The sequence below is a fragment of the Pedobacter yonginensis genome (genome assembly GCF_003173595.1).
Classification (GTDB): Bacteria; Bacteroidota; Bacteroidia; order Sphingobacteriales; family Sphingobacteriaceae; genus Pedobacter; species Pedobacter yonginense.
In genome coordinates this window covers 196,802-219,757 of the sequence record NZ_QGNZ01000004.1, presented here as the reverse complement: position 1 = coordinate 219,757, position 22,956 = coordinate 196,802, and the positions used below count along the sequence as shown (strand labels likewise).

At 37.2% G+C, this 22,956-nt stretch carries 17 protein-coding genes; 13 read left to right on the top strand and 4 right to left on the bottom strand.

Annotated elements, in window-relative coordinates:
• Positions 1–4: 4 nt before the first annotated feature.
• A complete protein-coding gene (locus DHW03_RS15875; protein WP_109926833.1) occupies positions 5–1,030 on the top strand; it encodes a YihY/virulence factor BrkB family protein in 1,026 nt (341 codons plus the stop codon).
• A 133-nt stretch (positions 1,031–1,163) separates the two neighbouring features.
• Here the strand turns inward: DHW03_RS15875 and DHW03_RS15870 are convergent, their stop codons facing one another.
• Both DHW03_RS15870 and DHW03_RS15865 read right to left on the bottom strand, forming a co-directional pair.
• Positions 1,164–3,305 (bottom strand): ATP-binding protein, encoded by a 2,142-nt coding sequence (locus DHW03_RS15870; RefSeq protein WP_109926832.1) that lies wholly within the window; start codon positions 3,303–3,305, stop codon positions 1,164–1,166.
• A 40-nt stretch (positions 3,306–3,345) separates the two neighbouring features.
• On the bottom strand, positions 3,346–5,214 hold the full coding sequence (locus DHW03_RS15865) for a DNA topoisomerase IV subunit B (RefSeq protein WP_109926831.1): 1,869 nt from the start codon (positions 5,212–5,214) through the stop codon (positions 3,346–3,348).
• Positions 5,215–5,641: 427 nt separating this feature from the next.
• Here DHW03_RS15865 and DHW03_RS15860 point away from each other — a divergent pair, with 427 nt between their 5' ends.
• The 3 genes from DHW03_RS15860 (at position 5,642) to DHW03_RS15850 (ending at position 9,920) form a co-directional block, all read left to right on the top strand.
• Entirely contained in the window at positions 5,642–6,982 is a 1,341-nt protein-coding gene (locus tag DHW03_RS15860; RefSeq protein WP_109926830.1) for an APC family permease, read from the top strand.
• A 46-nt stretch (positions 6,983–7,028) separates the two neighbouring features.
• Positions 7,029–8,366 (top strand): MFS transporter, encoded by a 1,338-nt coding sequence (locus tag DHW03_RS15855; protein ID WP_109926829.1) that lies wholly within the window; start codon positions 7,029–7,031, stop codon positions 8,364–8,366.
• A gap of 258 nt (positions 8,367–8,624) precedes the next feature.
• Positions 8,625–9,920, top strand: coding sequence for a DEAD/DEAH box helicase (locus DHW03_RS15850; RefSeq protein ID WP_109926828.1), 1,296 nt, complete (start codon positions 8,625–8,627; stop codon positions 9,918–9,920).
• A 426-nt stretch (positions 9,921–10,346) separates the two neighbouring features.
• Here DHW03_RS15850 and leuS read toward each other — a convergent pair whose 3' ends face one another.
• Both leuS and DHW03_RS15840 read right to left on the bottom strand, forming a co-directional pair.
• Complete coding sequence (gene leuS / locus DHW03_RS15845) at positions 10,347–13,133, bottom strand: leucine--tRNA ligase (RefSeq protein WP_109926827.1); 2,787 nt, start codon at positions 13,131–13,133, stop codon at positions 10,347–10,349.
• A gap of 176 nt (positions 13,134–13,309) precedes the next feature.
• Complete coding sequence (locus DHW03_RS15840; protein ID WP_109926826.1) at positions 13,310–13,717, bottom strand: hypothetical protein; 408 nt, start codon at positions 13,715–13,717, stop codon at positions 13,310–13,312.
• Positions 13,718–13,916: 199 nt separating this feature from the next.
• Between DHW03_RS15840 and DHW03_RS15835 the strand changes: the two genes are divergently transcribed.
• The 9 genes from DHW03_RS15835 to DHW03_RS15785 all read left to right on the top strand — a co-directional run bounded on the left by DHW03_RS15835 (position 13,917) and on the right by DHW03_RS15785 (position 22,948).
• A complete protein-coding gene (locus DHW03_RS15835) occupies positions 13,917–14,795 on the top strand; it encodes a cell division protein FtsX (protein ID WP_109926825.1) in 879 nt (292 codons plus the stop codon).
• Positions 14,795–15,025 carry a DUF3098 domain-containing protein gene (locus DHW03_RS15830; RefSeq protein WP_109926824.1) on the top strand — a complete coding sequence of 77 codons (231 nt, stop codon included), beginning with the start codon at positions 14,795–14,797 and terminating at the stop codon, positions 15,023–15,025. The genes DHW03_RS15835 and DHW03_RS15830 overlap by 1 nt, the downstream gene beginning before the upstream one ends.
• 35 nt (positions 15,026–15,060) lie before the next feature.
• Positions 15,061–15,264 (top strand): type II toxin-antitoxin system VapB family antitoxin, encoded by a 204-nt coding sequence (vapB, locus tag DHW03_RS15825; RefSeq protein WP_109926823.1) that lies wholly within the window; start codon positions 15,061–15,063, stop codon positions 15,262–15,264.
• A 279-nt stretch (positions 15,265–15,543) separates the two neighbouring features.
• The gene (locus tag DHW03_RS15815) at positions 15,544–16,338 is read left to right on the top strand and encodes an undecaprenyl-diphosphate phosphatase (RefSeq protein ID WP_109926822.1); all 795 of its coding nucleotides are present in this window, start codon (positions 15,544–15,546) and stop codon (positions 16,336–16,338) included.
• 26 nt (positions 16,339–16,364) lie between these two features.
• On the top strand, positions 16,365–17,096 hold the full coding sequence (gene truB / locus DHW03_RS15810) for a tRNA pseudouridine(55) synthase TruB (protein ID WP_109926821.1): 732 nt from the start codon (positions 16,365–16,367) through the stop codon (positions 17,094–17,096).
• Positions 17,093–17,953, top strand: a complete 861-nt coding sequence (locus DHW03_RS15805; protein WP_109926820.1) for a YitT family protein — start codon at positions 17,093–17,095, stop codon at positions 17,951–17,953. The genes truB and DHW03_RS15805 overlap by 4 nt, the downstream gene beginning before the upstream one ends.
• 143 nt (positions 17,954–18,096) lie before the next feature.
• Positions 18,097–19,080, top strand: a complete 984-nt coding sequence (locus DHW03_RS15800; protein ID WP_109926819.1) for a bifunctional riboflavin kinase/FAD synthetase — start codon at positions 18,097–18,099, stop codon at positions 19,078–19,080.
• 514 nt (positions 19,081–19,594) lie between these two features.
• Entirely contained in the window at positions 19,595–21,808 is a 2,214-nt protein-coding gene (locus tag DHW03_RS15790) for a cation:proton antiporter domain-containing protein (RefSeq protein ID WP_109926817.1), read from the top strand.
• A gap of 105 nt (positions 21,809–21,913) precedes the next feature.
• A complete protein-coding gene (locus DHW03_RS15785; RefSeq protein WP_109926816.1) occupies positions 21,914–22,948 on the top strand; it encodes a DUF2157 domain-containing protein in 1,035 nt (344 codons plus the stop codon).
• The last annotated feature ends 8 nt before the right edge of the window (positions 22,949–22,956 follow it).

The following is a 22,956-nucleotide window of genomic DNA, read 5'->3' as shown; positions in this document are numbered from 1 at the left end:
TCAAATGAAAATAATAAACAAGATCAAGAATTTTTTTATTGCACTGTACCATCTTTTTATAGCGGCAGGGAAAGGCTTTGCTGAAGACAGAATTACCAAGCTGAGCGCATCATTGGCTTACTATACAATCTTCTCCTTAACACCACTGATTATCATCATTTTATCTGCCGCTACCCTATTTTTTGGCGATAAGATGAATACGGACACCAGAAATAAGTTTTTTGTTCAGGTAAATGAAATGGTTGGAAAGGATGCGGCAACTCAAATCCAGGGTTTTGTAGAACATGCTAATAAATCTGGCCAATCAACAATTGGATTAATCATCGGCGTAGCTACACTAATAATTGGTTCAACGGCCATATTCATCGAAATTCAAGACAGCATTAACATCATTTGGAAGGTAAAGGCAATCCCTAAAAAGGGTTGGTTAAAAATGCTAACCAATAGATTGCTTTCTTTCTCGCTTATTGTTTCTATGGGCTTTTTGCTCTTGGTTTCATTAGTGATTAACAGTATTGTTGTTGGTTTAGGAGATAAGCTGATTTCATTGCTTTCGAGAAGCCAAATTGATAAAGTTGTTCCTGTTGCAGATGATACAATGGCGTTAATTATTTACATTTTGAATAATGTAATTACACTAGCCGCGGTTACAGCCGTATTTACTGTGATCTTTAAAGTTCTTCCAGATGTGATTATTAAATGGAAATCAGCCATTATAGGGGCTTTGTTTACGGCTGTTTTATTTAGCTTAGGAAAATATCTAATTGGGATTTATATCGAAAAAGGAAATCCAGGCTCTGCATTTGGTGCAGCTAGTTCCATCATTGTGATTCTGCTTTGGATTTACTACACTTCGATCATCTTATATTTTGGCGCAGAATTTACGCAGGCCTATGCCGAAAAATATGATGGCGGGATTATGCCAAGCAAATATGCCGTGTTCACTAAAATTACAATAGTTGAAAAAAAGGTGGATGTACTGCCGCCTCAACATCCAGAAGATACAGTAAACGCTCCTAAGATTGATTGAAGTTAATAATAACATCAACGTGCAAAACATTAAGCTCAATAAGTTTTGCGTCAAGGAAAAAAATTAGCGAATTATTTTTGAATCTGCGGCACCAAATATGTGCCCAACACCGAGCAAAAAGACAAGAATCCCGTTATTTAACAAACCTCAAAATCTTCTCCAGCAGTTCCTTTTCCAGGAAAGGTTTTAGCACCAATTCGTCCATTCCAGAAGCAAGGTAACGCTCCCGATCTTCTTGCAACACATTTGCCGTTATACCTAGAATTGGGATTTTCCTTTTTGCAAGATCTTCACCATTCCTAATTTTGTTTGTCAATTCAATGCCGCCCATTTCAGGCATTTGAATGTCCGTTAAAATCAAATCGTATTGATTATCGTTAAAGAGCTCCAATGCCTCCATGCCATTGTACGCTGTATCGAAAACAATTTTATACTTCTTTAAAATAGTAGTGGCCAATAAAATGTTAAGGGTATTGTCATCAGCCAATAAAATCTTTTTACCTTCTAATCTCTTGGTCTCTCCACTTAGTTTATCAACAGGAAGTTCGCTGGCTTTAGGTTTGCTCGTTGTTTCATAAGGGAGCGCAAAAGAGAAGGTGGAGCCCTTGCCTACCTCACTTTTCACCCTAATTTTGCCGCCCTGAAACTCCACAATTTTTTTGCAAATTGCCAATCCTAAGCCTGTACCCTGCTGTTTTTCTTTGGTGGATGAGTAATAAACCTGTGCGAACTCGTCAAATATGATCTTCTGATCCACTGGATTTATACCCTTCCCGGTATCTGAAATGCTAACCTTTAATGTGGAATTGCCGCCTTGGTTTTTTACAAGACTTGCATTCAGCGTAACACCACCATTAGTGGTAAATTTAATGGCATTACTTAAAAGATTCATTACAACTTGTTTCAACCGCAGCGGATCGCCTAAAATATAAAGGTCTTTATCAATGGGCATGTCAATTTTAAAACCAATCTTCTTTTTGCTGGCTTGAATTTGCATGCTATCAAAAACCTCTTGAATGGCTAAATTGGGAGAAAATGGAATTCGCTCCATAGATACTTTTCCAGTTTCATATTTGGAAAAATCTAAGATATCGTTAACCACATCAAGCAACATCACAGAAGAATTTCTTATGGCTTTAATTTGCTCTTTTTGTTCAGATTCGAGATGTACCTGTTGCAATTGCTCCGAAAAACCAACGATAGAATTGAGGGGTGTTCTAATTTCGTGACTCATATTGGCTAAAAACCTACTTTTTGATAGCGCATAGAGGGAAGCCTTGTTGCTATAATTAATCAAGGCCCTTTCGTTTTTATAAAAGTTGTAAATCGTAAAGAGAACGAAAACCAAAAGCCCTGCTGCTAAACATAAAAGAATCACAGTGAAAAGATCCAAATTTTGTAAAGTGCTCATGGTAGAGCTACCCAGTAAACTTTGAACCGTACTATAGTAATTACTTTCATTTACTTTGTATGCTTTTAACCCATTAACAATACTATTGATTAACTGATGATTAACATCCAAAAGCTCTCTTTCTTTATCTTTTAGCCTCTGATTGATTCGATACAGTTTTAAATAATAATCGTTAATGGCTCTTAGTTGTTTCTTATTATAGGCAACATTTAAAGAGGATGTGTCAGCAGATATCACCGTTCTAACGTAGGTAGATTTAGAACTATCAATTGCCTTTTTACCTTTATCGCCTATGGCATCGAATATTCTACCAAAAAATTTCTTCTTCAGTTTAGCCGCAACTGCCGGCCTAATGGTATCCACTTTTAGAATACTTTTAAATTGCCTTGCTGTGAAAAGCTTACTTTTTGGATTGATATTTTCTACATCCTGATCTACCGAAATCGAAAAATTAATCAAGCTATCCGAAAGTTTACGGAGTTGTATAAATTGAGCAGTTCTTATTTTTTTCTGCTTAATCAGATTGTCAAAGGCTTCCACGGAAAATGCCTTTTCATTTTGACTTTGCCTTTCGATGGTATCCATGATTAAAGAAATTTCTTTAATCTCACCAGCAAACTGATTGTAATAAACCCTTTCTCCGCTTACAATATACATTCTGCAACTGTTTTCAGCATTATAAAGCTTGAAAATACAGCTATCCAATTTCGTAAAATCGCTCTGCACCTGAACAATTTTAGACGCCGATTTTAACAGCGGGATCTTGGAGAAATTCACAAATAATCCAACGGTGATACCGAAAATTATGAGAATTAAAAATACAACTAGTAAATACTTGGTTGCAGAACTTTTTGTGGGTTTCAAAATGCGTTGATTTAATTTTAGATTACATCAACGCCGAATTTTATGCTACTTCATCAATAATTTTGGGTTCCTCTTCCACCTCGTCTTTTTCTACACGCAGATTTTTGATGATGTGCTGTTGCCTATCTGGGGTGTTTTTACCCATATAATATTCCAAAAGACTTTTAATGGTTTGATCCTTTAAGATAACAGGATCTAGCCTGATATCTTTCCCAATAAACAGTCCAAATTCATCCGGAGATATTTCTCCCAATCCTTTAAAACGTGTAATTTCTGGTTTATTCCCTAATTTCTCGATCGCATTTCGGCGCTCTTCATCACTGTAACAATAAATGGTTTCTTTTTTATTTCGAACTCTAAAAAGCGGAGTTTGCAAAATGTAAACGTGTCCTGCTTTTACTAAATCAGGAAAAAACTGAAGAAAGAAAGTCATCATCAGCAATCTGATGTGCATTCCATCCACATCGGCATCCGTAGCAATTACAATATTATTATAATGCAAGCCCTCTAAGCCATCTTCAATATTTAAAGCATGTTGCAATAAATTAAACTCCTCGTTTTCGTAAACCACTTTTTTGGTAAGCTCATAACAATTTAATGGCTTCCCCTTTAAACTGAATACAGCCTGACAATCTACATCACGAGATTTCGTAATCGATCCTGACGCAGAATCACCCTCTGTAATAAATAAAGTGGTTTCGTAACGCTTTTCATGCGTGGTATTAAAATGAACTTTACAATCGCGAAGTTTTTTATTATGTAGCGAAGCTTTTTTTGCCCTATCGTTCGCCAATTTTTTAATGCCCGCAATATCTTTTCTTTCTCTTTCTGATTGCAGAATCCTTTTTAAAAGCGCATCGGCAACATCAGCATGTTTGTGTAAGTAGTCATCCAGTTCTTTCTTTACAAAATCCATGATGAACGTTCTAACCGATGGCCCCTCAGGACCCATATTTTGAGAACCCAATTTGGTTTTCGTTTGCGATTCAAAAACAGGTTCTTGCACCCTTACAGAAATCGCGGCTATGATTGACGAACGAACATCAGACGCTTCAAATTCTTTTTTATAAAATTCTCGAACGGTTTTTACCACCGCCTCACGAAATGCCGCTTGGTGTGTCCCGCCTTGCGTGGTATGCTGTCCGTTAACAAAAGAGTGATAGTCTTCTCCATATTGCTGACCGTGGGTCATGGCAATTTCGATGTCGTTCCCAATCATGTGTATAATTGGATAACGAATTTCTTCAGGCTTGTTAAACTTAGATAGTAAATCGTATAAACCTCTTTCAGAGAAATACTTTTGATTGTTAAAATTGATGGTTAAACCCGTATTTAAGAAAACGTAGTTCCAAACCATGCTTTCCACAAAATCAGGAATGTAGTGGTAATTCCTAAAGATGCTTTCATCAGGGTAAAAAGTAATGGCAGTTCCGTTTCTTTGGGTGGTATCAATTATAGGCTGTTCGCTTACAATCTCTCCTTTAGAAAACTCAACCTTTTTGGTTTTACCATCTCGGTAAGATTGCACTACAAAATTTGTTGATAGCGCATTTACAGCTTTCGTACCTACTCCATTTAAGCCTACCGACTTTTGAAAGGCATTGCTGTCATATTTACCACCCGTGTTAATTTTACTTACACAATCTATAACTTTACCGAGTGGAATCCCACGGCCATAATCGCGAATATTTACTTTTTGTTCTGAAAGTGTAATTTCGATGGTTTTTCCGGTACCCATCACAAACTCATCGATAGAGTTATCTACAATTTCCTTTAACAAAACATAAATTCCATCGTCTTGCGCAGAGCCGTCACCTAACTTACCGATATACATACCGGGGCGTAGTCTGATGTGTTCTTTCCAGTCTAATGAGCGAATACTGTCGTCGTTATAAATTACTTCTGCCATAAATTTTATTTGTTTTTATCAGATTGATCGAACTTTGGTTTTTTTCCGAAAACAAAGCAGCCCTGCCGTAGGATGGTCGCAGAAAGCTTTAACGTTCAACATGACAAGTATTTAGAGATGATTTGATACTGAGAAATGGGGAATTAACGCCGCAAATCTCAAATAGCAAAAATTATTATACAATAATAGTTTTATTCTTTGAGGGTAGCAAAATAAAATTTCAACATACAAACAATATGTATCGACAAAATACTTAGAAATTGCGATGTCGAATGGGGTTGCAAATGCTCCAAACTAAATTGCAACCTAGTTTACATCTAAAAATTACAACATTAATATCGAATTTTTAAACAACATTTTACAAGTCTGTTACCTCTGCTATCTTCATAAATTACTTATCTTCATCCCACCTTTAGTACATCCTTAAATGCAACAAAAAAAGCAACTTTCACTCTTCGATTTATCCATGATTGTAGTAAGCCTGGTTATTGGCATGGGTATTTTTCGCACACCAGTTAATGTTGCGGCGAAGGCACAAATACCCGAATTATTTTACTTGGCATGGGTAATTGGCGGCTTTGTTGCTTTTTGTGGCGCACTAACTTACGCCGAAATTGGCGCTCGCTATCCGGTTACGGGTGGTTATTACAAGATATTTTCAATTGCTTACCACCCCTCAATTGCATTTGCAATCAATTGTATTGTACTCATTTCCAGCGCCGCATCTGTAGCAGCCATTTCCATTATTGGAGCGGAGTATTTAAGCAAAATTATTCTCCCAATAGATAAACAAAACGAAACCTATCGTGTTGCCATTGCCATTACAACCATTCTAATTTTTTATCTGATTAATCTTTTAGGCTTAAAAGCCAGTGCCAAAACCCAAAATGTATTAACGATTATCAAAATTGGAATGGTACTTATACTAATATGTGCCATATTTTTCGGTGGAACAGCCGAAACTGTAACACCGATTTTTAAAACCTTAAATGGTGGGCTACCCACTTGGTCTGATTATGGCAAAGCCTTAGGGCTCTGCTTAATTGCCGTTTCCTTTTCTTATGCAGGCTATGCTCAAACCATAAATTTTGGCGGAGAAGTTAAAGAAGCCAAAAAAGTAATCCCACGCGCTATTATTATCGGACTTACCATCATCGTGAGCTTATATTTGGCCATAAATTACGTTTACGTTAAAGTTATTGGTTTCGAAGAATTAAAATCGGCAGAGAGTATTGCTGCGATATTGGCCTCCAAAATATTCGGGTCTGTTGGCTTCAACATGCTTTCGATAATCATTTTCATTTCAGTAATGGGCTACGTAAATGTTAATTTACTCAGCAACCCAAGGGCTATGTTTGCTATGGGCGAAGAAGGGGCGCTTCCTAAAATATTCAGCAAAATCAATAAAAAAACTGAAGTAATGACTTTAAGCCTAACCGTTTTTACAGTGGTAGCTATTGTAATCATCTTCTTTGCCAAAACCTTTGATAAGATTTTAAACTACACCATTTTTTTAGAAAGTATTAGCATGGCCAGTTCGGCAGCAACACTTTTCATTTTAAGAAAGCGGACTCAGCATCTAGATAAAAAAACCATTTATACTGTTCCTTTATATCCTATATTGCCAATAATATTTATAGCAGCATATACTTTCGTGGCTTTTAGTATTTATGCAGACGATCCTAATGCAGCGTTGAATGGGCTTTATATCTTTATTGGCTTTTTATTCATTTATTTCATTTCGAGGTTGATGAATAGAAAAGAATAAAAAATTACTATAGCCTTATAAATACAGTCTAACATTAATCTTATTGATGAATAAAACACTCTCCTTAAAACAAGAAATTGCTTACGCGGCTGGTATGATTGGCTGGAGTACGATGACCAACATCATCATCGTAATGCTGCCTTATTTTTATCTTCCGCCAAGTAACGCGGGCTTGCCTCCACTAGTACCACAACTTGTTTTTTTGGGTGCCTTTAACATCCTTTCGATTATTGCTGCCTCAGGCAGGTTGGTAGATGCTATCTTCGACCCATTTATTGCATCTAAAAGCGACGCCAGTACAAATCCTAACGGCCGAAGGATGCCTTTTATGAAGGTGGCGATTTTACCTGCCATGCTATTTTGTGCTTTGGTTTTCTATCCCATACAAAAAGGAGAAAGCTTGCATAATGCCTGGTGGTTAACGCTTACACTTTGCTTGTTTTTTGTTTCGGTAACCACTTACATTATACCCTACAATGCTTTACTCGCTGAAGTTACAAACACGCCCAGGCAGAAGGTTAAATTATCAAGCTATCAGCAGGTTGGCTTTGTAATTGGTATTATCTTATCGGCATGTACAAACAATTTTGCCGATTTGGTTCAGCATAACTTTCACGTTGCCAATCGCAGTGAGGCTGTGCAAATTGCCATTTGGGCTTTGTGCATATTATCGGGATTGGTGATGCTTTTGCCAATATTTTTCATAGATGAGAAGCAATTTTCTGTTGCCAAACCTACTCATGTTCCCCTGTGGCCTGCCATTAAGAGTACCTTTAAAAACAGTAATTTTAAATATTACCTGATTTCTGATTTTGCCTTTTACACGGCGCTCAGCATCATCTCAAGTGGATTATTGTTTTTTTGCACCGTACTGCTGGGCTTACCAGAATCAGAAGGTGGAAAATTTATGGGCGCAATGGTGATGGCCTCTTTGCTGTTTTACCCGATTGTCAATTTTGGATCGGCCAAAATTGGAAAAAAACCATTTGTGTTGGCTGCCTTCGGGGTGCTATGCTTAATATTTGTAACGATATTCTTCCTCGGCAAATTACCATTTGGCCCTTACACGCAAATTTATCTATTGGTACTTTCTGCCTCCTTTCCATTAGCCGCATTGGGTATTTTACCGACGGCAATTTTAGCAGATATTGCCCAAAAAGACACAATCGAAACGGGAGAAAATCATGAAGGAATGTTCTTCGCCGTGAAATACCTTTTTGTTAAGCTTGGGCAAACCTTAGGTATTGCCATTTTCGCCATGTTAACCATTTATGGGAAAGACCCAGGAAACGATTTTGGGCTGAGGTTAAACGGTGTTGTAGGCTTTGGTCTTTGTTTAATCGCACTTCTCTTTTTCAGCAGATTTAAAGAAAACAAAGAATAATATGGTGTAGTTTTTCGGTTACTACGCAGAATGGTGATTGCCTTTAGTGCATCCTCAAAAGCCATTTGTTCACTTATCTAAAGAACTGATTTTCAATATACTTTGAAGCACACCAACTGGTTTTTTAGCAAAAAACAATTAATTTACATATCTTTGCCACCGAAGCAGAATTTCTTTATCATTTAAAGCAATCCGCAAGTTAGTCCTTCAACAAATGATTGTTCTAGCTTCTTCGATAAATATTACACAAAAAAATACATGTTATTCAAAGAATTAAACCTCATTGAGCCAATTTTAAAGGCCCTTGAGAAAGAAGGTTACACACAACCCACGCCTATACAGGAGCAATCCATCCCAACAATATTAAAAGGAAAAGATTTATTAGGTTGCGCACAAACCGGAACCGGAAAAACCGCAGCCTTTGCCATTCCGATGTTGCAATTACTGCACGAAAAACACATCAACACTAAAGCAACAAAAAACATTAAAGCTTTGGTTTTAACACCCACCCGTGAGCTTGCCATACAAATTGAAGAAAGTTTTAAAGCTTATGGAAGCAATTTGAACTTACGTAGATTGGTAATTTTTGGTGGTGTAAATCAGCATTCCCAGGTAGAAGCACTTAGAAAAGGTGTGGATATTTTGGTTGCCACCCCCGGCCGATTATTGGATTTAATGAACCAAGGTTTTATCAGTTTAAATTCTATTGAACTTTTCGTTTTAGATGAGGCCGATCGTATGTTGGACATGGGCTTTATTCACGATGTGAAAAGAGTTGTGGCCAAGCTGCCTGCAAAACGACAAACCTTGTTTTTCTCGGCTACCATGCCAGATGAAATCCAAAAGTTAGCCAATACCATTTTATCTAGCCCCACCAAAGTAGAAGTTACACCAGTATCTTCAACTGCCGAAACCATAAATCAATCTATCTATTTTGTTGATAAGCCTGATAAAAAGAAATTGTTGATTCACCTTTTGGAGGATAAAGCAATAGAAACCGCTTTGGTGTTTACCCGTACCAAACATGGGGCAGATCGCATTGTTAAGGATTTAGGTTTTGCTGGAATTAAAGCCGCTGCTATCCATGGCAATAAATCTCAAAATGCGAGACAAAGAGCTTTAACCGATTTTAAAGATCGCAAAATACGCGTTTTGGTTGCAACTGATATTGCAGCACGTGGAATTGACATTGATCAGTTATCGCACGTTTTCAATTATGAATTACCGAATATCCCAGAATCTTACGTGCATAGAATTGGTCGTACCGGTCGTGCTGGTGCAAATGGAATTGCCATTTCGTTTTGCGATGCCGAAGAAAATGAATATTTGTTAGATATACAAAAGCTGATTAAAATTACGCTTCCAATTGTTGACGATCATCCTTACCCATTATCGTGGCAAAATATGATGGCTAAAAATCAGGTTAAACGTAAGCCACAAACGCCATCAAAAGGTGGAGGCGGTGCTAAACGCAGTGATGGAAACATGAGTGGAAAGCCTCGCAACGGAAGTTCACAGAGAAAATTTGGCGGAAATAGAAGAAAAGTATCATAAAACTAGTAAACGATTGAGGCTTGAAGAAATCAATGCTTTAACGGTATAAACAACCGAGTTGTTAAATGCAACTCGGTTTTTTTGTAATCTGTTCGCTATTTGCGCTTTTTTTGGAGATGAGAATGAACAGCCTCACTTATGGTAAAGGTCTAAGAACTAACATCAAGGCAAATTAATATTTATTAAGATGTTGAAATAAATTCAGCAAAACAGATGCTTATTTTGAGTTGCCGGCGACCTAAACTTTATGGTTTTCACTTTCTATCTTTCGGTTTTCACCACAAAAGAAACAAAAGAACACAAAATTTGGTCTTTAAGCTTTCGGTCTTCCAACTTCGGGCTTGAACTTTGGTCTTCCAAATTCGGTCTTTTAGCTTTGGTCTTTTAGCTTTGGTCTTTAGTCTTTCAGCTTTAGTCTTTTATCTTTTAAACCACTACATTAATAATTTTTCCTTTAACAAAGATGATTTTCTTTGGTGTTTTGCCTTCCAGATATTTCTGAAATTGCTCATCCGCAAATAAAATGGTTTCCACCTCTGGTTGAGCGAGTGTTAAAGCCAAATTCAAATTCATCTTCATTTTGCCATTGATAGAAACAGGGTAAGCAAATTCATCCTCAACTAAATGTTCTGGATTAAAAGTTGGGAAAGCCGTATAAGATAAACTTCCTGCCTTATTACCCAATTGAACCCAAAGTTCTTCACAAATGTGTGGCGCATAAGGCGATAAAATGATCACCATATCTTGCAAGATGCTACGTTTGTTGCATTTCACATCTGTTAACTCATTAACTGCAATCATGAAACTAGAAACAGAAGTATTGAATGAAAAACGCTCTATATCGTCCTGAACTTTTTTAATGATTTTATGTAGGGTCTTTAGCTCAGCCTTTGTTGGTGCTTCATCAGACACATTAAACGCCCATGCCTCATTGTGGAATAGCCTCCAAAACTTACGTAAGAATTTAAACACGCCCTCAATCCCATTCGTATTCCAAGGCTTGCTTTGCTCTAATGGACCTAAAAACATTTCGTACATACGCAAGGTATCCGCTCCGTAACGCTCAATCAAATCATCGGGGTTAACCACATTGAATTTCGATTTCGACATTTTTTCCACTTCGACTCCGCACACGTACTTTCCACCTTCAAGAATAAATTCTGCATTTGCATATTCTTCCCTCCAAGCCTTAAATTTATTTAGATCAAGGGTGTCGTTCTCTACAATATTTACATCCACGTGTAATGCAGAGGTTTTATAATCTTTTCTTAATCCGGCAGAAACAAAGGTATTTGTGGGCTTACCATTTTCGTCAATCACGCGATAAACAAAATTACTTCTGCCTTGAATCATCCCTTGGTTAATTAATTTTTTGAAAGGCTCTTCCTCTTTAGTATAACCTAAATCTTTCAAAAATTTGTTCCAGAAACGACTGTATAGCAAGTGGCCTGTTGCATGTTCAGAACCTCCAATATATAAATCGACATCTTTCCAATACCCAATCGCTTCTTCAGAGGCAAAGGCACTATCATTATTGGCATCCATATATCTGTACCAATACCAGCTACTTCCTGCCCATCCTGGCATCGTGCTTAATTCGTACTCCCCGCCCCCTGGAGGAACCCAACCTTCTGCTCTCGCTAAAGGCGGTTCTCCTGTTTCTGTCGGTAAATATTTATCAATTTCTGGCAAAAGTAAAGGCAATTCTTTTTCATCGATTAAATAGGGTAACCCATCTTTAAAGTAAACCGGAATTGGCTCACCCCAATAGCGTTGGCGACCAAAAATTGCATCTCGTTGACGGAAGTTAACCTTTGCCTTTCCAACCTTATTCTCCTCTAACCAATTGTTTAATAAAGGAATAGCTTCTTGGTAAGTTAAGCCATTAATGAAACCAGAATTGATGTATTTACCTTCTTTTGTATGATCTGCCTGTAAATCGATATCTTTCTGTCCATCCAAAATCTGAATAATCGGTAAATTAAAATGCGTTGCAAACAGCCAATCGCGTTGATCGCCACTTGGCACACCCATTACAGCACCGGTTCCATAACCTGCCAGCACGTAATCTGCAATCCACAGTTGAACACGTTCACCATTTACTGGATTAATCACATAACTACCTGTAAAAGCACCAGAAACAGTTTTAGTATCCGCCATGCGGTCTAATTCTGATTTCTTTTTAGTTTGAGCAATATAATTTTCTACATCTTGTTTTTGAGTTGATGTGGTCAATTCAGCAACCCACTCATGTTCTGGTGCCAAAACCAAGTAAGAAACACCGAAAATTGTATCTACACGAGTAGTAAATACTTCTATTTTTTTATCGCTTCCCTCTACTTGGAATTTCACACTTGCACCAACACTCTTCCCAATCCAATTGCGTTGCATTTCTTTAATCGGCTCAGGCCAATCAATGGTATCTAAACCCTGCAACAATCGATCTGCATAAGCCGTAATTCTCATGCTCCACTGCATCATTTTCTTTTGCTCAACCGGATATCCACCACGTTCGGAGAAACCATCTTTTACCTCATCATTTGCCAAAACCGTACCCAAAGCCGGGCACCAGTTTACCGTGCTTTCCCTTAGGTAAGTCATGCGGTATTTTAACAACTCTAACTGTTTTTCTTCATCGCTAAATGTTGCCCAATCGCTAGGCATAAAAGATTTTACATCTTCATCGCAAACCGCTTTAACATCAGCTGTGCCAGATGAATTAAATTTTTCAATTAGCGTGGTAATGTCTTCTGCCCTATCGTTTTCAATGTTGTACCACGAATTGAACAGCTGCATAAAAATCCATTGCGTCCATTTATAGTAAGATGGTTCACTGGTGCGCACCTCTCTGTTCCAATCGAAAGAAAAACCAATCTGATCCAATTGGCGGCGATAGGTTGCAATATTCGCTTCGGTTGTAATGGCTGGATGTTGGCCCGTTTGTATCGCATATTGTTCTGCGGGTAAGCCAAATGAATCGTAACCCATTGGATGCAGAACGTTAAAACCTTTAAGGCGTTTGTATCTCGAAAAAATATCTGAAGCAATGTAACCCAGTGGGTGACCAACGTGCAAACCTGCTCCCGACGGGTAAGGAAACATATCTAACACATAATATTTTGGTTTTTCAGAATTGCTTTCGGCTTTAAATGTTTGATTGTCAGCCCAAAACTTCTGCCACTTTTGTTCTATTTCTTTGAATTGGTAATCCATTGCAAGTATTAATTTTTTAAAGGGGCGAAATTACGCAAATTAAGGGGTTTAGTGAAACATAAATTTTATGAGATTAATACAGAACAAATGGCCCATCACTTTAAAAACTTGCTCAAAAAAATGCGCCATTGATGTAAAAACCAATGGCGCAAGCAAATAATCGGGGGATTAGATTTTTAACGCGACAAGTAATATACTTTCACGATGTTCGTTTTATCAACCTTTGCTGTAAATTGCAACACGTTTTCTGTTAAGGTGTTGATGGTGCAATACGATGAGCCCTCTTCTGGGAAAGCCATATTAAAGCTGTCAATAGTTCCTTCATACGTACCAATGGTTCGCTGTCCAGATAAACCCAACTCAACCTGATCGTCTTCATTAGATTTAAAATCCATATAATCAGTAGTTTTGCCATAAGTGAAAGTGCCATTTGCAGCGTCAGAAGTATTGCCCGTGATAACAATTTTGTTTACAGACCACTTGCCCATAATTCGAGCCTTGGTGGATTCGGTATCCTTCTTACAAGATAAAAAGGCCGTCGTGACTAAAAATAATAAGCTTAGAAATGTAATTTGTCTTTTCATGATAAATTTTAGGGATTAGATATAATTAATAACGGCCTTTAACCAAATTTCGTACCGATTTTAAAAAAAAGACCAATTTTGATTTGGATTTCCGTTCAAACTAAAACTTCAACTTGGGCGTTAGTGTTGATTTAACCCCGCATTAAATTGGTGTTTATCAGGTATAATTTATATTTTCGCAGAAACAAAATTGAAATACATGGAAGAATTCGAAGTAAGTGATGCATCTAAGAAAACCAAAACAGTTTACATCTCTACTATTATTAGTATTGCATTGGTTTTATTAATGCTCGGGCTACTTGGGTTGGTACTTGTACATGCCAAAAACCTATCTAACTACGTTAAAGAAAACATCGTTTTAAATATCATTGTGGATGAAGGTGCCAAAGAAACAGATGTTTTGGCTTTCCAGAAAGAACTCAATTCTAACCCTGCCGTTAAGCAAACCCAATATGTAAATAAAGAGTTGGCCGCCAGAAATTTAACGCAAGATTTAGGCGAAGATTTTGTTAACTTCTTAGGTTACAATCCACTTACATCCACGTTTGATGTGTATTTGAAAGCAGAATATGCCAATAACAAAAGTATTGATGCATTAAAAGCCAGCATTTCTAAAAATCCAGTGGTTAAAGAAGTGGTTTACCAAAGCTCATTAATTGATATGGTAAACAAAAACATCAACACCATCGGATTAATTATTTTAGCTTTTGCATTGCTGCTTTTGGTTATTTCTATTGCGCTGATTAACAACACCATACGACTAGCCATTTACTCTCAGCGTTTTTTAATCAAAAGCATGCAGCTTGTTGGTGCAACGAAAAATTTTATCCGACGTCCTTTCTTATTATTTGCTGCGCTGCATGGTTTAATTGCAGCCTTTATTGCAATTATTATTTTATTGGCAACATTAATTTACGCACGCAAAGAAGTGCCCGAAATTATTATCCTAAACAATTACAAAGAATTTGGATTTGTGTTTGTAGGGTTAATTATTATCGGGATTTTCATTACAGGCATTAGTACCTGGTTTGCAGTGAGCAGATATTTACGTTTAAAATCTTATCATCTTTACAGATAATGGCAGAAAAAAAAGCAAGTCCGATTATTAAGGACAGCAAACAAGGCGAATTGGTTTTTACCAAAAAAAACTACCAGTTATTACTAATCAGTATTGCAATTGTAGCCCTTGGTTTTATTTTAATGATGGGTACAACTGGAGATATATACGATTTCAGAAGAACCCTGTTGGCACCTCTTGTTGTACTTTTCGGTTTTGCTTTTGGTATTTATGCAGTGCTGAAAAAATAAATTGCATCAACTAAAGCATTTTTTTAACTTTAAGAATGACAACAACAAACTTACAGATAGAAATAAACTCCTTACCTATAGCACTTAGGCAAGGAGTTGCTGATTTTGTTGAATTTTTAAAAATAAAACATCAAAATACGCAAAAAGTAAAATCTAGAGAGTTCGGTTACGCTAAAGGAAAAATTAAGCTGTCTGACGATTTTGACGAACCTTTAGAAATGTTTTCAGCATATATCTAATGGCTTTCTTTTTAGATACACACGCCTTCTTATGGTTTATTGATGGAAACATACAACTACCAAACTCTATCAAAAAGGAAATTTCAAACATTAACAATTCCTGTTTTTTAAGCATAGTCTCGCTTGGCAACTAAATCTCGAATTCATCAATAGTGACCCTTTTGATAGAATCATTGTTTCGCAAGCAATAGCAGAGAACTTAGTTTTAGTCTCTCGAGATAAAAAATTAAAAAACTATAAAATAAAGATAAAATGGGATTAGTCCCAGCCAATTAACCTATGAACTACCTTGAAGCCATTGTCCTCGCTATTGTAGAAGGATTAACGGAATTCCTACCCGTATCCAGTACTGGGCACATGATTATAGCATCTTCTTTCATGGGGATAGCAAGTGAGCCATTTGTAAAACTATTCACTATCGCCATCCAGCTAGGCGCTATCCTTTCTGTTTTGGTACTCTACTTCAAACGATTCTTCAAATCCATCAATTTCTATTTTAAACTCATTGTCGCATTTATACCCGCAGCCGTATTTGGTTTATTATTAAGCAAAAAAATAGATGAACTGTTAGAAAGCCCTATGGCCGTTGGAATCTCATTGCTCGTAGGCGGAATAATTTTATTATTTGTTGATAAATGGTTCAACAAACCAACCATTAATGAAGAGGAAGATGTAACCTATTTAACTGCCTTAAAAATTGGCTTTTTCCAATGCATAGCCATGATTCCAGGTGTTTCCCGTTCAGGAGCAACAATTGTTGGAGGCATGAGCCAAAAATTAAGTAGAAAAGTAGCCGCAGAATTTTCTTTCTTCTTGGCCGTTCCAACCATGTTTGCCGCAACAGCCAAGAAACTATTCGATTTCTACAAAGAAGGGCATACCATCACCCACGAACAAACTAACTTGCTCATCATTGGTAACGTAATTGCATTTATCGTCGCTTTGCTTGCCATTAAGAGTTTCATCGGCTACTTAAACAAACATGGTTTTAGAGTTTTTGGTTGGTATAGAATTATAGCAGGCTTAGCCATTATTATCCTATTGCTCACCGGCCATAACTTACAAATTATATAATCTGTATCTTTGCGCAAAAAAGATTTGTGAGTACAGAAAATTCAAAGTTTAAAGATTTCAATTTTGCCGAAGGCGAACTGCTTTTAATTAATAAACCCTACCAATGGACATCCTTTGATGTGGTTGGCAAAATTCGTAATTCTTTAAAACCCCTAAAATTAAAAGTTGGCCATGCTGGCACGCTCGATCCGCTGGCAACCGGCCTGCTCATTATTTGCACTGGCAAGCTTACCAAGCAAATAGATACCTTTCAGGCAGAAGAAAAAGAATACACAGGCACCATGATTTTGGGGGCAACAACCCCATCTTTCGATCTGGAAACCGAAGTGGATACCACTTTCGATATCAGCCAAATTACCGAAGCCCAAATTTACGCCGCAACAAATCAATTTACGGGCGATATAGAACAATATCCACCCGCACATTCAGCGGTAAAAGTAAATGGCGAACGCTTATATGTTAAGGCCCGTTTGGGCGAAGAAGTAGAACTGCGTAAGCGTTTTGTAACCGTTCCAGCTTTCGAAATTACACGCATCGCTTTACCAGAAATCGATTTCCGAATTGTGTGTAGCAAAGGCACTTACATCCGCTCATTAATATCCGATTTTGGGAAAGCATTAAACAATGGGGCCTATCTTTCCAAGCTCGTTCGCACACGAAGCGGAAACTTTTTGCTCAGTAATGCGTTTGAGGTTTTAGAACTCGTTAATTATATTCGCAGTAAGAAAGAAGAAGCTAAAAATCAAGCCCAAGTATGAATCACATTAAAAACAGAAATGCCAGATTTCTAAAAGAACTCTTTCTAATCATTGCTGGCGTTACTTCAGCATGTTTTGGCTTAAAAAGCTTTTTAATGCCAAGTCATTTTATAGATGGAGGCGTAACCGGTATTTCTCTTTTAATTAGCACATTAACCGGCTTTAAACTATCATACTTAATCGTAATCATTAATATTCCTTTTGTAATTTTAGGCTACAGGCAAATTGGGAAAGGTTTTGCAATAAAAACAGCAGTGGCCATTGCAGCCTTATCAATTGCACTAATAGTGCTTCCCTTCCAGCCCATTACACATGATAAATTATTAATTGCCTTCTTTGGCGGCTTGTTTCTAGGGGGTGGCATTGGCCTGGCCATGCGTGGGGGCTGTGTTATCGATGGAACGGAGGTTTTAGCCTTGTACATCAGTAAAAACAGTGTTTTAACGGTTGGAAATATCATTTTAATCCTCAACATCATCATATTTGCTTTTGCAGCCTATTTCCTAAACATCGAAACCGCGCTGTATGCAATTTTAACCTATTTATCCGCATCCAGCACCATCGATTTTATCGTAAATGGTATAGAACAATATACAGGCGTTACAATAATTTCCGAGCACCAAGACGATATAAAAGCGTTTATCATAAACGATATGAAACGCGGTGTTACCATTTATAAAGGCGAAGGTGGCTATGGAGAGAAAAAAGACATCGATATTATATTTACAGTAGTTACAAAATTAGAAATGAGCAAGTTACAAACCGCAATAAGGCAAATAGATGCCGATGCCTTTGTAATTCAACAACAAATAGCCGATTTAAAAGGTGGTGTAGTAAAGCGCCATGCATTACATTAAAAAAAGAACATTATAATTTGGGCATGCCCCCAAGCTACGCAAGGGGTCGGGCTGTACGCTAAATCTTTTTTGTTGAAATAACAAAAAAGGATACCGCTACCATCCCTCATGCGAAAACCCATTCATTAAAATAACATTCACCATTGAAAATATACAATAACCTTTCCGATTTTAAGAAGCTAAACAACGCCATTGTAACCATTGGTACATTTGATGGCGTACACTTCGGACACCAAAAAATAATCAAACAGCTGGTTGCAAAAGCTAAAGCCAACCACGGCGAAAGCGTAATATTAACCTTTTTTCCTCATCCAAGATTGATTATTGATCCTGAAAATCAGGATTTAAAAATGATCAATACCATTAACGAAAAAGCCAAAGTTTTAGAGCACTTGGGTGTCGATCATTTGATTATAACCCCATTTACAAGAGATTTCTCAAATCAGTTACCAGAAGACTACATCAAGAATACCCTTGTAGATAATATTGGCACTAAACACATCATCATCGGTTACGATCATCGTTTCGGAAAAGATCGATCTGGCAACTTAGCTGATTTAAAAAACGCAGGCCAACATTTTGGCTTCACCGTAGAAGAAATTATGGAACAAGACATCCACGATGTTGCCGTAAGTTCAACTAAAATTCGCCAAGCACTTTTAGAAGGCGATGTAAGTTTAGCAAACGATTATTTGGGTTATCCTTTCTCCATTTTCGGACGCGTAATTAAGGGTGATAAAATTGGACGTACCATTGGTTTCCCTACAGCAAATATCTTTGTAGAGGAAACTTATAAGCTGATTCCTGGCGATGGCATTTACGCGGTTACCGTTGAAATGAACATGGAAGCAAATTCGACCCTAGAGTTGCCCAAAGGCAGTCAAAAAACGTCAACCTTTAAAGGCATGGCATACATCGGGCAACGCCCAACCATAAACGGAATGACTAGAAATATCGAAGTTAACATCTTCGATTTTAATCAAGAAATTTATGGGCAAGATATTAAAATGAACTTTTTAAAGTTTCTCCGTCACGACGTAAAATTTACAGGCTTAGAAGCACTAACCCTCCAATTACAAAAAGATAAGGTTGCCACGTTAAACTACTTCGATTCGGTTTCCAACTAAACTTAAACCACCTTTTCCTTTTAAAAAAGCCTCATTTTCGTTATATTTACGGCAATGAGGCTTTTTTACTTTTTACTTTTTTTTCTTTTTTCATTCAATTCTGCAAGTTTAGCAATGCAGAAAAAAGAGCTTACAGCCCTAAATAAAGGTTATAAAGAAAGCTTCCTTTCCACCAAATCAATTGCAAAATTTCATCTGAATAATCAGCAAGATAATGAGTCGTTGCAGAGAGATTTCAGTTCCAATAGCCCATTAAAAATTTCTAAAGGATCCATTCTTGTTTTATTGGGTTTAGTTTTTCTATTTATAATCAAAAGAAAAATCGACCCGAAAATTATCATAAAAAGATTAAAATATAATTATTGGTGTTTATTCAAAATGCTTTATCCGAAGCATGTTTTTTGGTAATTAATTTGATTTTTAAACTGTAACACAGTCTTATTTTTTCAAAACAAACACAAGCCCATTTGTAGCTTGCGCCCTATTATTTACTTAACAATATTATTTTTTATAAATGCATTTACCAGACTTAATAGCCGATTTAGGATTAATACTTGCCGCAGCAGGAATCACTACACTTATATTCAAAAAAATTAAACAACCGCTCGTGTTGGGCTATATTTTAGCCGGCCTTTTGGTGGGTTCACATTTAAGCTTTTTTCCATCCGTTACCGATACCAAGAGCATTAATATTTGGGGGGAAATTGGAGTAATTTTTCTTTTGTTTAGCCTGGGTTTAGAATTCAGTTTTAAAAAATTAGTTAAAGTTGGGGGTTCTGCTTCCATTACAGCCATTGTAAAGGTTCTATTCATTATCCTAGCCGGTTATTTAGTGGGTAAGGGCATGGGCTGGAAAGATATGGATAGTTTGTTTTTAGGTGGTATTTTGTCTATATCATCAACCATGATAACCATTAAAGCATTTGAAGAGCTTGGTCTTAAGCATAAAAAATTTGCAGGTTTAGTGTTTGGCGTTTTAATTGTTGAGGATTTAGTTGCCATCTTGTTACTGGTTTTGTTCTCTACGCTTGCTGTTAGTCAGCAATCTGCAGGTACCGAAATGCTTTACTCCATTTTAAAGCTGGCATTTTTTCTGGTGCTATGGTTTTTAGGCGGGATTTTCTTGGTGCCTTCTTTTTTAAAGGCCACCAAAAAATTAATGAATGATGAAACTATGCTTGTCGTATCACTAGCCTTGTGTTTGGTAATGGTTTTACTGGCAGATAAAGTAGGTTTTTCACCTGCTTTGGGCGCTTTTATTATGGGCTCTATCCTTGCAGAAACCACTCAGGCAGAGCGAATAGAGCACTTAACAAAATCGGTTAAGGATTTATTTGCCGCTGTATTTTTTGTATCTGTAGGTATGCTTATCGACCCTGCCATGCTGGTGAAATATGCCGTTCCAATTCTAGTGGCATCGTTAGTGGTTATTTTGGGTAAAATTATTTTCACCATACTGGGTGCATTATTGTCTGGTCAGCCCCTAAAAACTTCGGTACAATCGGGTATGAGTTTAGCGCAGATTGGTGAGTTCTCTTTCATTATCGCCTCCTTAGGCTTAACATTAAAAGTAACCAGCGATTTCTTATACCCAATCGCCGTAGCGGTAGCCGCCATTACGACCTTTACTACGCCTTATTTGATTAAATTATCCGAGCCATTTTATCAATTCTTGAAAAGAAAACTTCCGCAACGTTGGTTGGATGGTATAGATCGATACAGTTCTAGTACAGAAGGAATTACTACTTTGAGCGACTGGAAAATACTTTTACGCGCTTACATCTCCAATACCATTATTCATTCCGTAATTATTATAGCCATTATCTTTTTGGCTTACAGGTATGTACAGCCATTCATCGTTAAAAACATTGCGAATAGTCTAACTTCAATCATCATCAGCGTAGTGGTGTCATTTATCCTGATGTCGCCATTTTTATGGGCTTTATCCATTAGGCGAATTCAGAAAACAGCCTACTCACACTTGTGGTTAAATAAGAAATATACCCGTGGACCACTAATTGCAATCGAGTTTTTTAGAATAGCCTTGGGAATCTTTTTTGTAGGGTTTTTAATGTACGAATTCTTCGATACCTGGGTTGCCGCGGTAATTGCACTCGGACTCATTGTCTTGGGAATGATTATTTTTTCTAGAAAACTCCAATCGTTTTACGATAAGCTAGAGAAACGTTTCATGCTAAATTTAAACGCCAGAGAAAATCAAAAGCCAGCGATATTGCCTTGGGATACACATTTGGCCGAATTAACGGTCTCTCCAGAATCTGAAGTGGTTGGTAAAACGTTAGCTGAATTGATGATTCGAGAAAAATATGGGGTAAACATCGCCCTAATCGAGCGTGGAAGAAATAACATTCCAACGCCAGGAAGAGACGAGCGATTGTACCCTAACGATAAACTGCTTTTAATTGGGGCTGATGATCAGCTTGCATCGGTAAAAAACCTGTTGGAGGTAGATATCCCTGAAACAGAATCTGAAAAAAGCTTCCCTGATAAGGAAATGACGCTACAAAAAGTCGTTGTTAATACAGAATCGCCAGTATATGGTTTAAGCATCAGAAACGCAGGGATTAGAGAACAGGCTCAAGCCCTGATTGTTGGCATTGAGCGTGGCACCGATAAAATTCTGAATCCTTCGTCCGATTTCGTATTTGATAATGGCGACATCATTTGGATTGTTGGAAATAACAAAAAAATCAAAAGCGTTATTTAATGTGCTCAATAGCAGCAGTAAAATTAAATTTCAATCAAACTATAGCAGAATATTGAAAGCTTTAATCTTGGAACTAAATTTATATCTTCGTTTATAACACAAGCTATGAGAATAGATAGAGAGAAGAGTGAGTTTCTTGATGACATGATTGAGCAATGGCAAAATGATGGCTTAATTAATGAAGAAACGAGCAGCAAGCTTCGAAAGAGTTATGAGGCGAAAAATTTTGACTGGCTTCGTCTTGCACAATATGCATTTTGGGTGGCGCTGGCCTGCGGATTTATTGCTTTAGGTTCACTTCTGATTGATAATTCAATTTTGAATTATTTGAAAAGAGTGTACAATACACCAAATATTGTAATTGCAATCGTTTCTGGATGCTTAGCTGCCTGGCTATACATTCTTGGCTTTAGAAGAAAGAAAAAATTAGCACAATTAAAATTGAGCAACGAAGCCATTATCTTTTCTGCAATACTGCTTACAGCCAATGCAATAGCCTACTTTGGAAAGGTTTTGGATAATGGATCAGGCAATTTCTCCATATTGATTTTAATTTCTGTATTTATCTATGGCGGCCTAGGCTATCTCTATAACTCCAGATTGATTTGGATCTTCGCGCTGATTTCGCTGGGAGCTTGGTTTGGCACAGAAACTGGATATTTAAGTAGGTGGAATTACTACTTCCTTGGTATGAACTACCCTTTGCGATTTGTAATTTTTGGCGCCATTTTAACCGCCGCATCTTTTATTATGAAGTTGCTGCCGAAAACGCAACATTTTTTTCAGGTTACCTATATGGCAGGGATGGTTTACCTATTTGTATCCCTTTGGGCATTATCGGTTTTTGGCAATTTTGCTAGTTTAGAAGAATGGTACAACGTTAGGCAGTTGAGCCTATTTTATTGGGCTTTGCTATCTGCAGCAATTTGTGTAATCAGTACCGTTTTCGGGTTAAAATATCACGACGATGTTGCCCGTGAATTCGGGATTACTTTTCTTTTCATTAATCTGTACACCCGCTATTTCGAATATTTTTGGGACAGCTGGCATAAGGCTTTATTCTTCTCTGTATTGGCCGCATCTTTTTGGCTCATTGGCAGAAAAGCTGAAAAAATATGGAATGTAGAGTTTCTGAAATGATGTTAGGT

What these genes read in the sequence shown, in the direction of transcription:
- DHW03_RS15875 (WP_109926833.1), top strand. Translation starts at nt 5, where the DNA reads ATGAAAATAATAAACAAGATCAAGAATTTTTTTATTGCACTGTACCAT.
- DHW03_RS15850 (WP_109926828.1), top strand. Translation starts at nt 8,625, where the DNA reads ATGTTATTCAAAGAATTAAACCTCATTGAGCCAATTTTAAAGGCCCTT.
- DHW03_RS15835 (WP_109926825.1), top strand. Translation starts at nt 13,917, where the DNA reads ATGGAAGAATTCGAAGTAAGTGATGCATCTAAGAAAACCAAAACAGTT.
- DHW03_RS15790 (WP_109926817.1), top strand. Translation starts at nt 19,595, where the DNA reads ATGCATTTACCAGACTTAATAGCCGATTTAGGATTAATACTTGCCGCA.
- DHW03_RS15785 (WP_109926816.1), top strand. Translation starts at nt 21,914, where the DNA reads ATGAGAATAGATAGAGAGAAGAGTGAGTTTCTTGATGACATGATTGAG.
- DHW03_RS15865 (WP_109926831.1), bottom strand. Translation starts at nt 5,214, where the DNA reads ATGGCAGAAGTAATTTATAACGACGACAGTATTCGCTCATTAGACTGG.
- DHW03_RS15815 (WP_109926822.1), top strand. Translation starts at nt 15,544, where the DNA reads ATGAACTACCTTGAAGCCATTGTCCTCGCTATTGTAGAAGGATTAACG.
- leuS (WP_109926827.1), bottom strand. Translation starts at nt 13,133, where the DNA reads ATGGATTACCAATTCAAAGAAATAGAACAAAAGTGGCAGAAGTTTTGG.
- DHW03_RS15830 (WP_109926824.1), top strand. Translation starts at nt 14,795, where the DNA reads ATGGCAGAAAAAAAAGCAAGTCCGATTATTAAGGACAGCAAACAAGGC.
- DHW03_RS15840 (WP_109926826.1), bottom strand. Translation starts at nt 13,717, where the DNA reads ATGAAAAGACAAATTACATTTCTAAGCTTATTATTTTTAGTCACGACG.
- DHW03_RS15860 (WP_109926830.1), top strand. Translation starts at nt 5,642, where the DNA reads ATGCAACAAAAAAAGCAACTTTCACTCTTCGATTTATCCATGATTGTA.
- vapB (WP_109926823.1), top strand. Translation starts at nt 15,061, where the DNA reads ATGACAACAACAAACTTACAGATAGAAATAAACTCCTTACCTATAGCA.
- DHW03_RS15805 (WP_109926820.1), top strand. Translation starts at nt 17,093, where the DNA reads ATGAATCACATTAAAAACAGAAATGCCAGATTTCTAAAAGAACTCTTT.
- DHW03_RS15855 (WP_109926829.1), top strand. Translation starts at nt 7,029, where the DNA reads ATGAATAAAACACTCTCCTTAAAACAAGAAATTGCTTACGCGGCTGGT.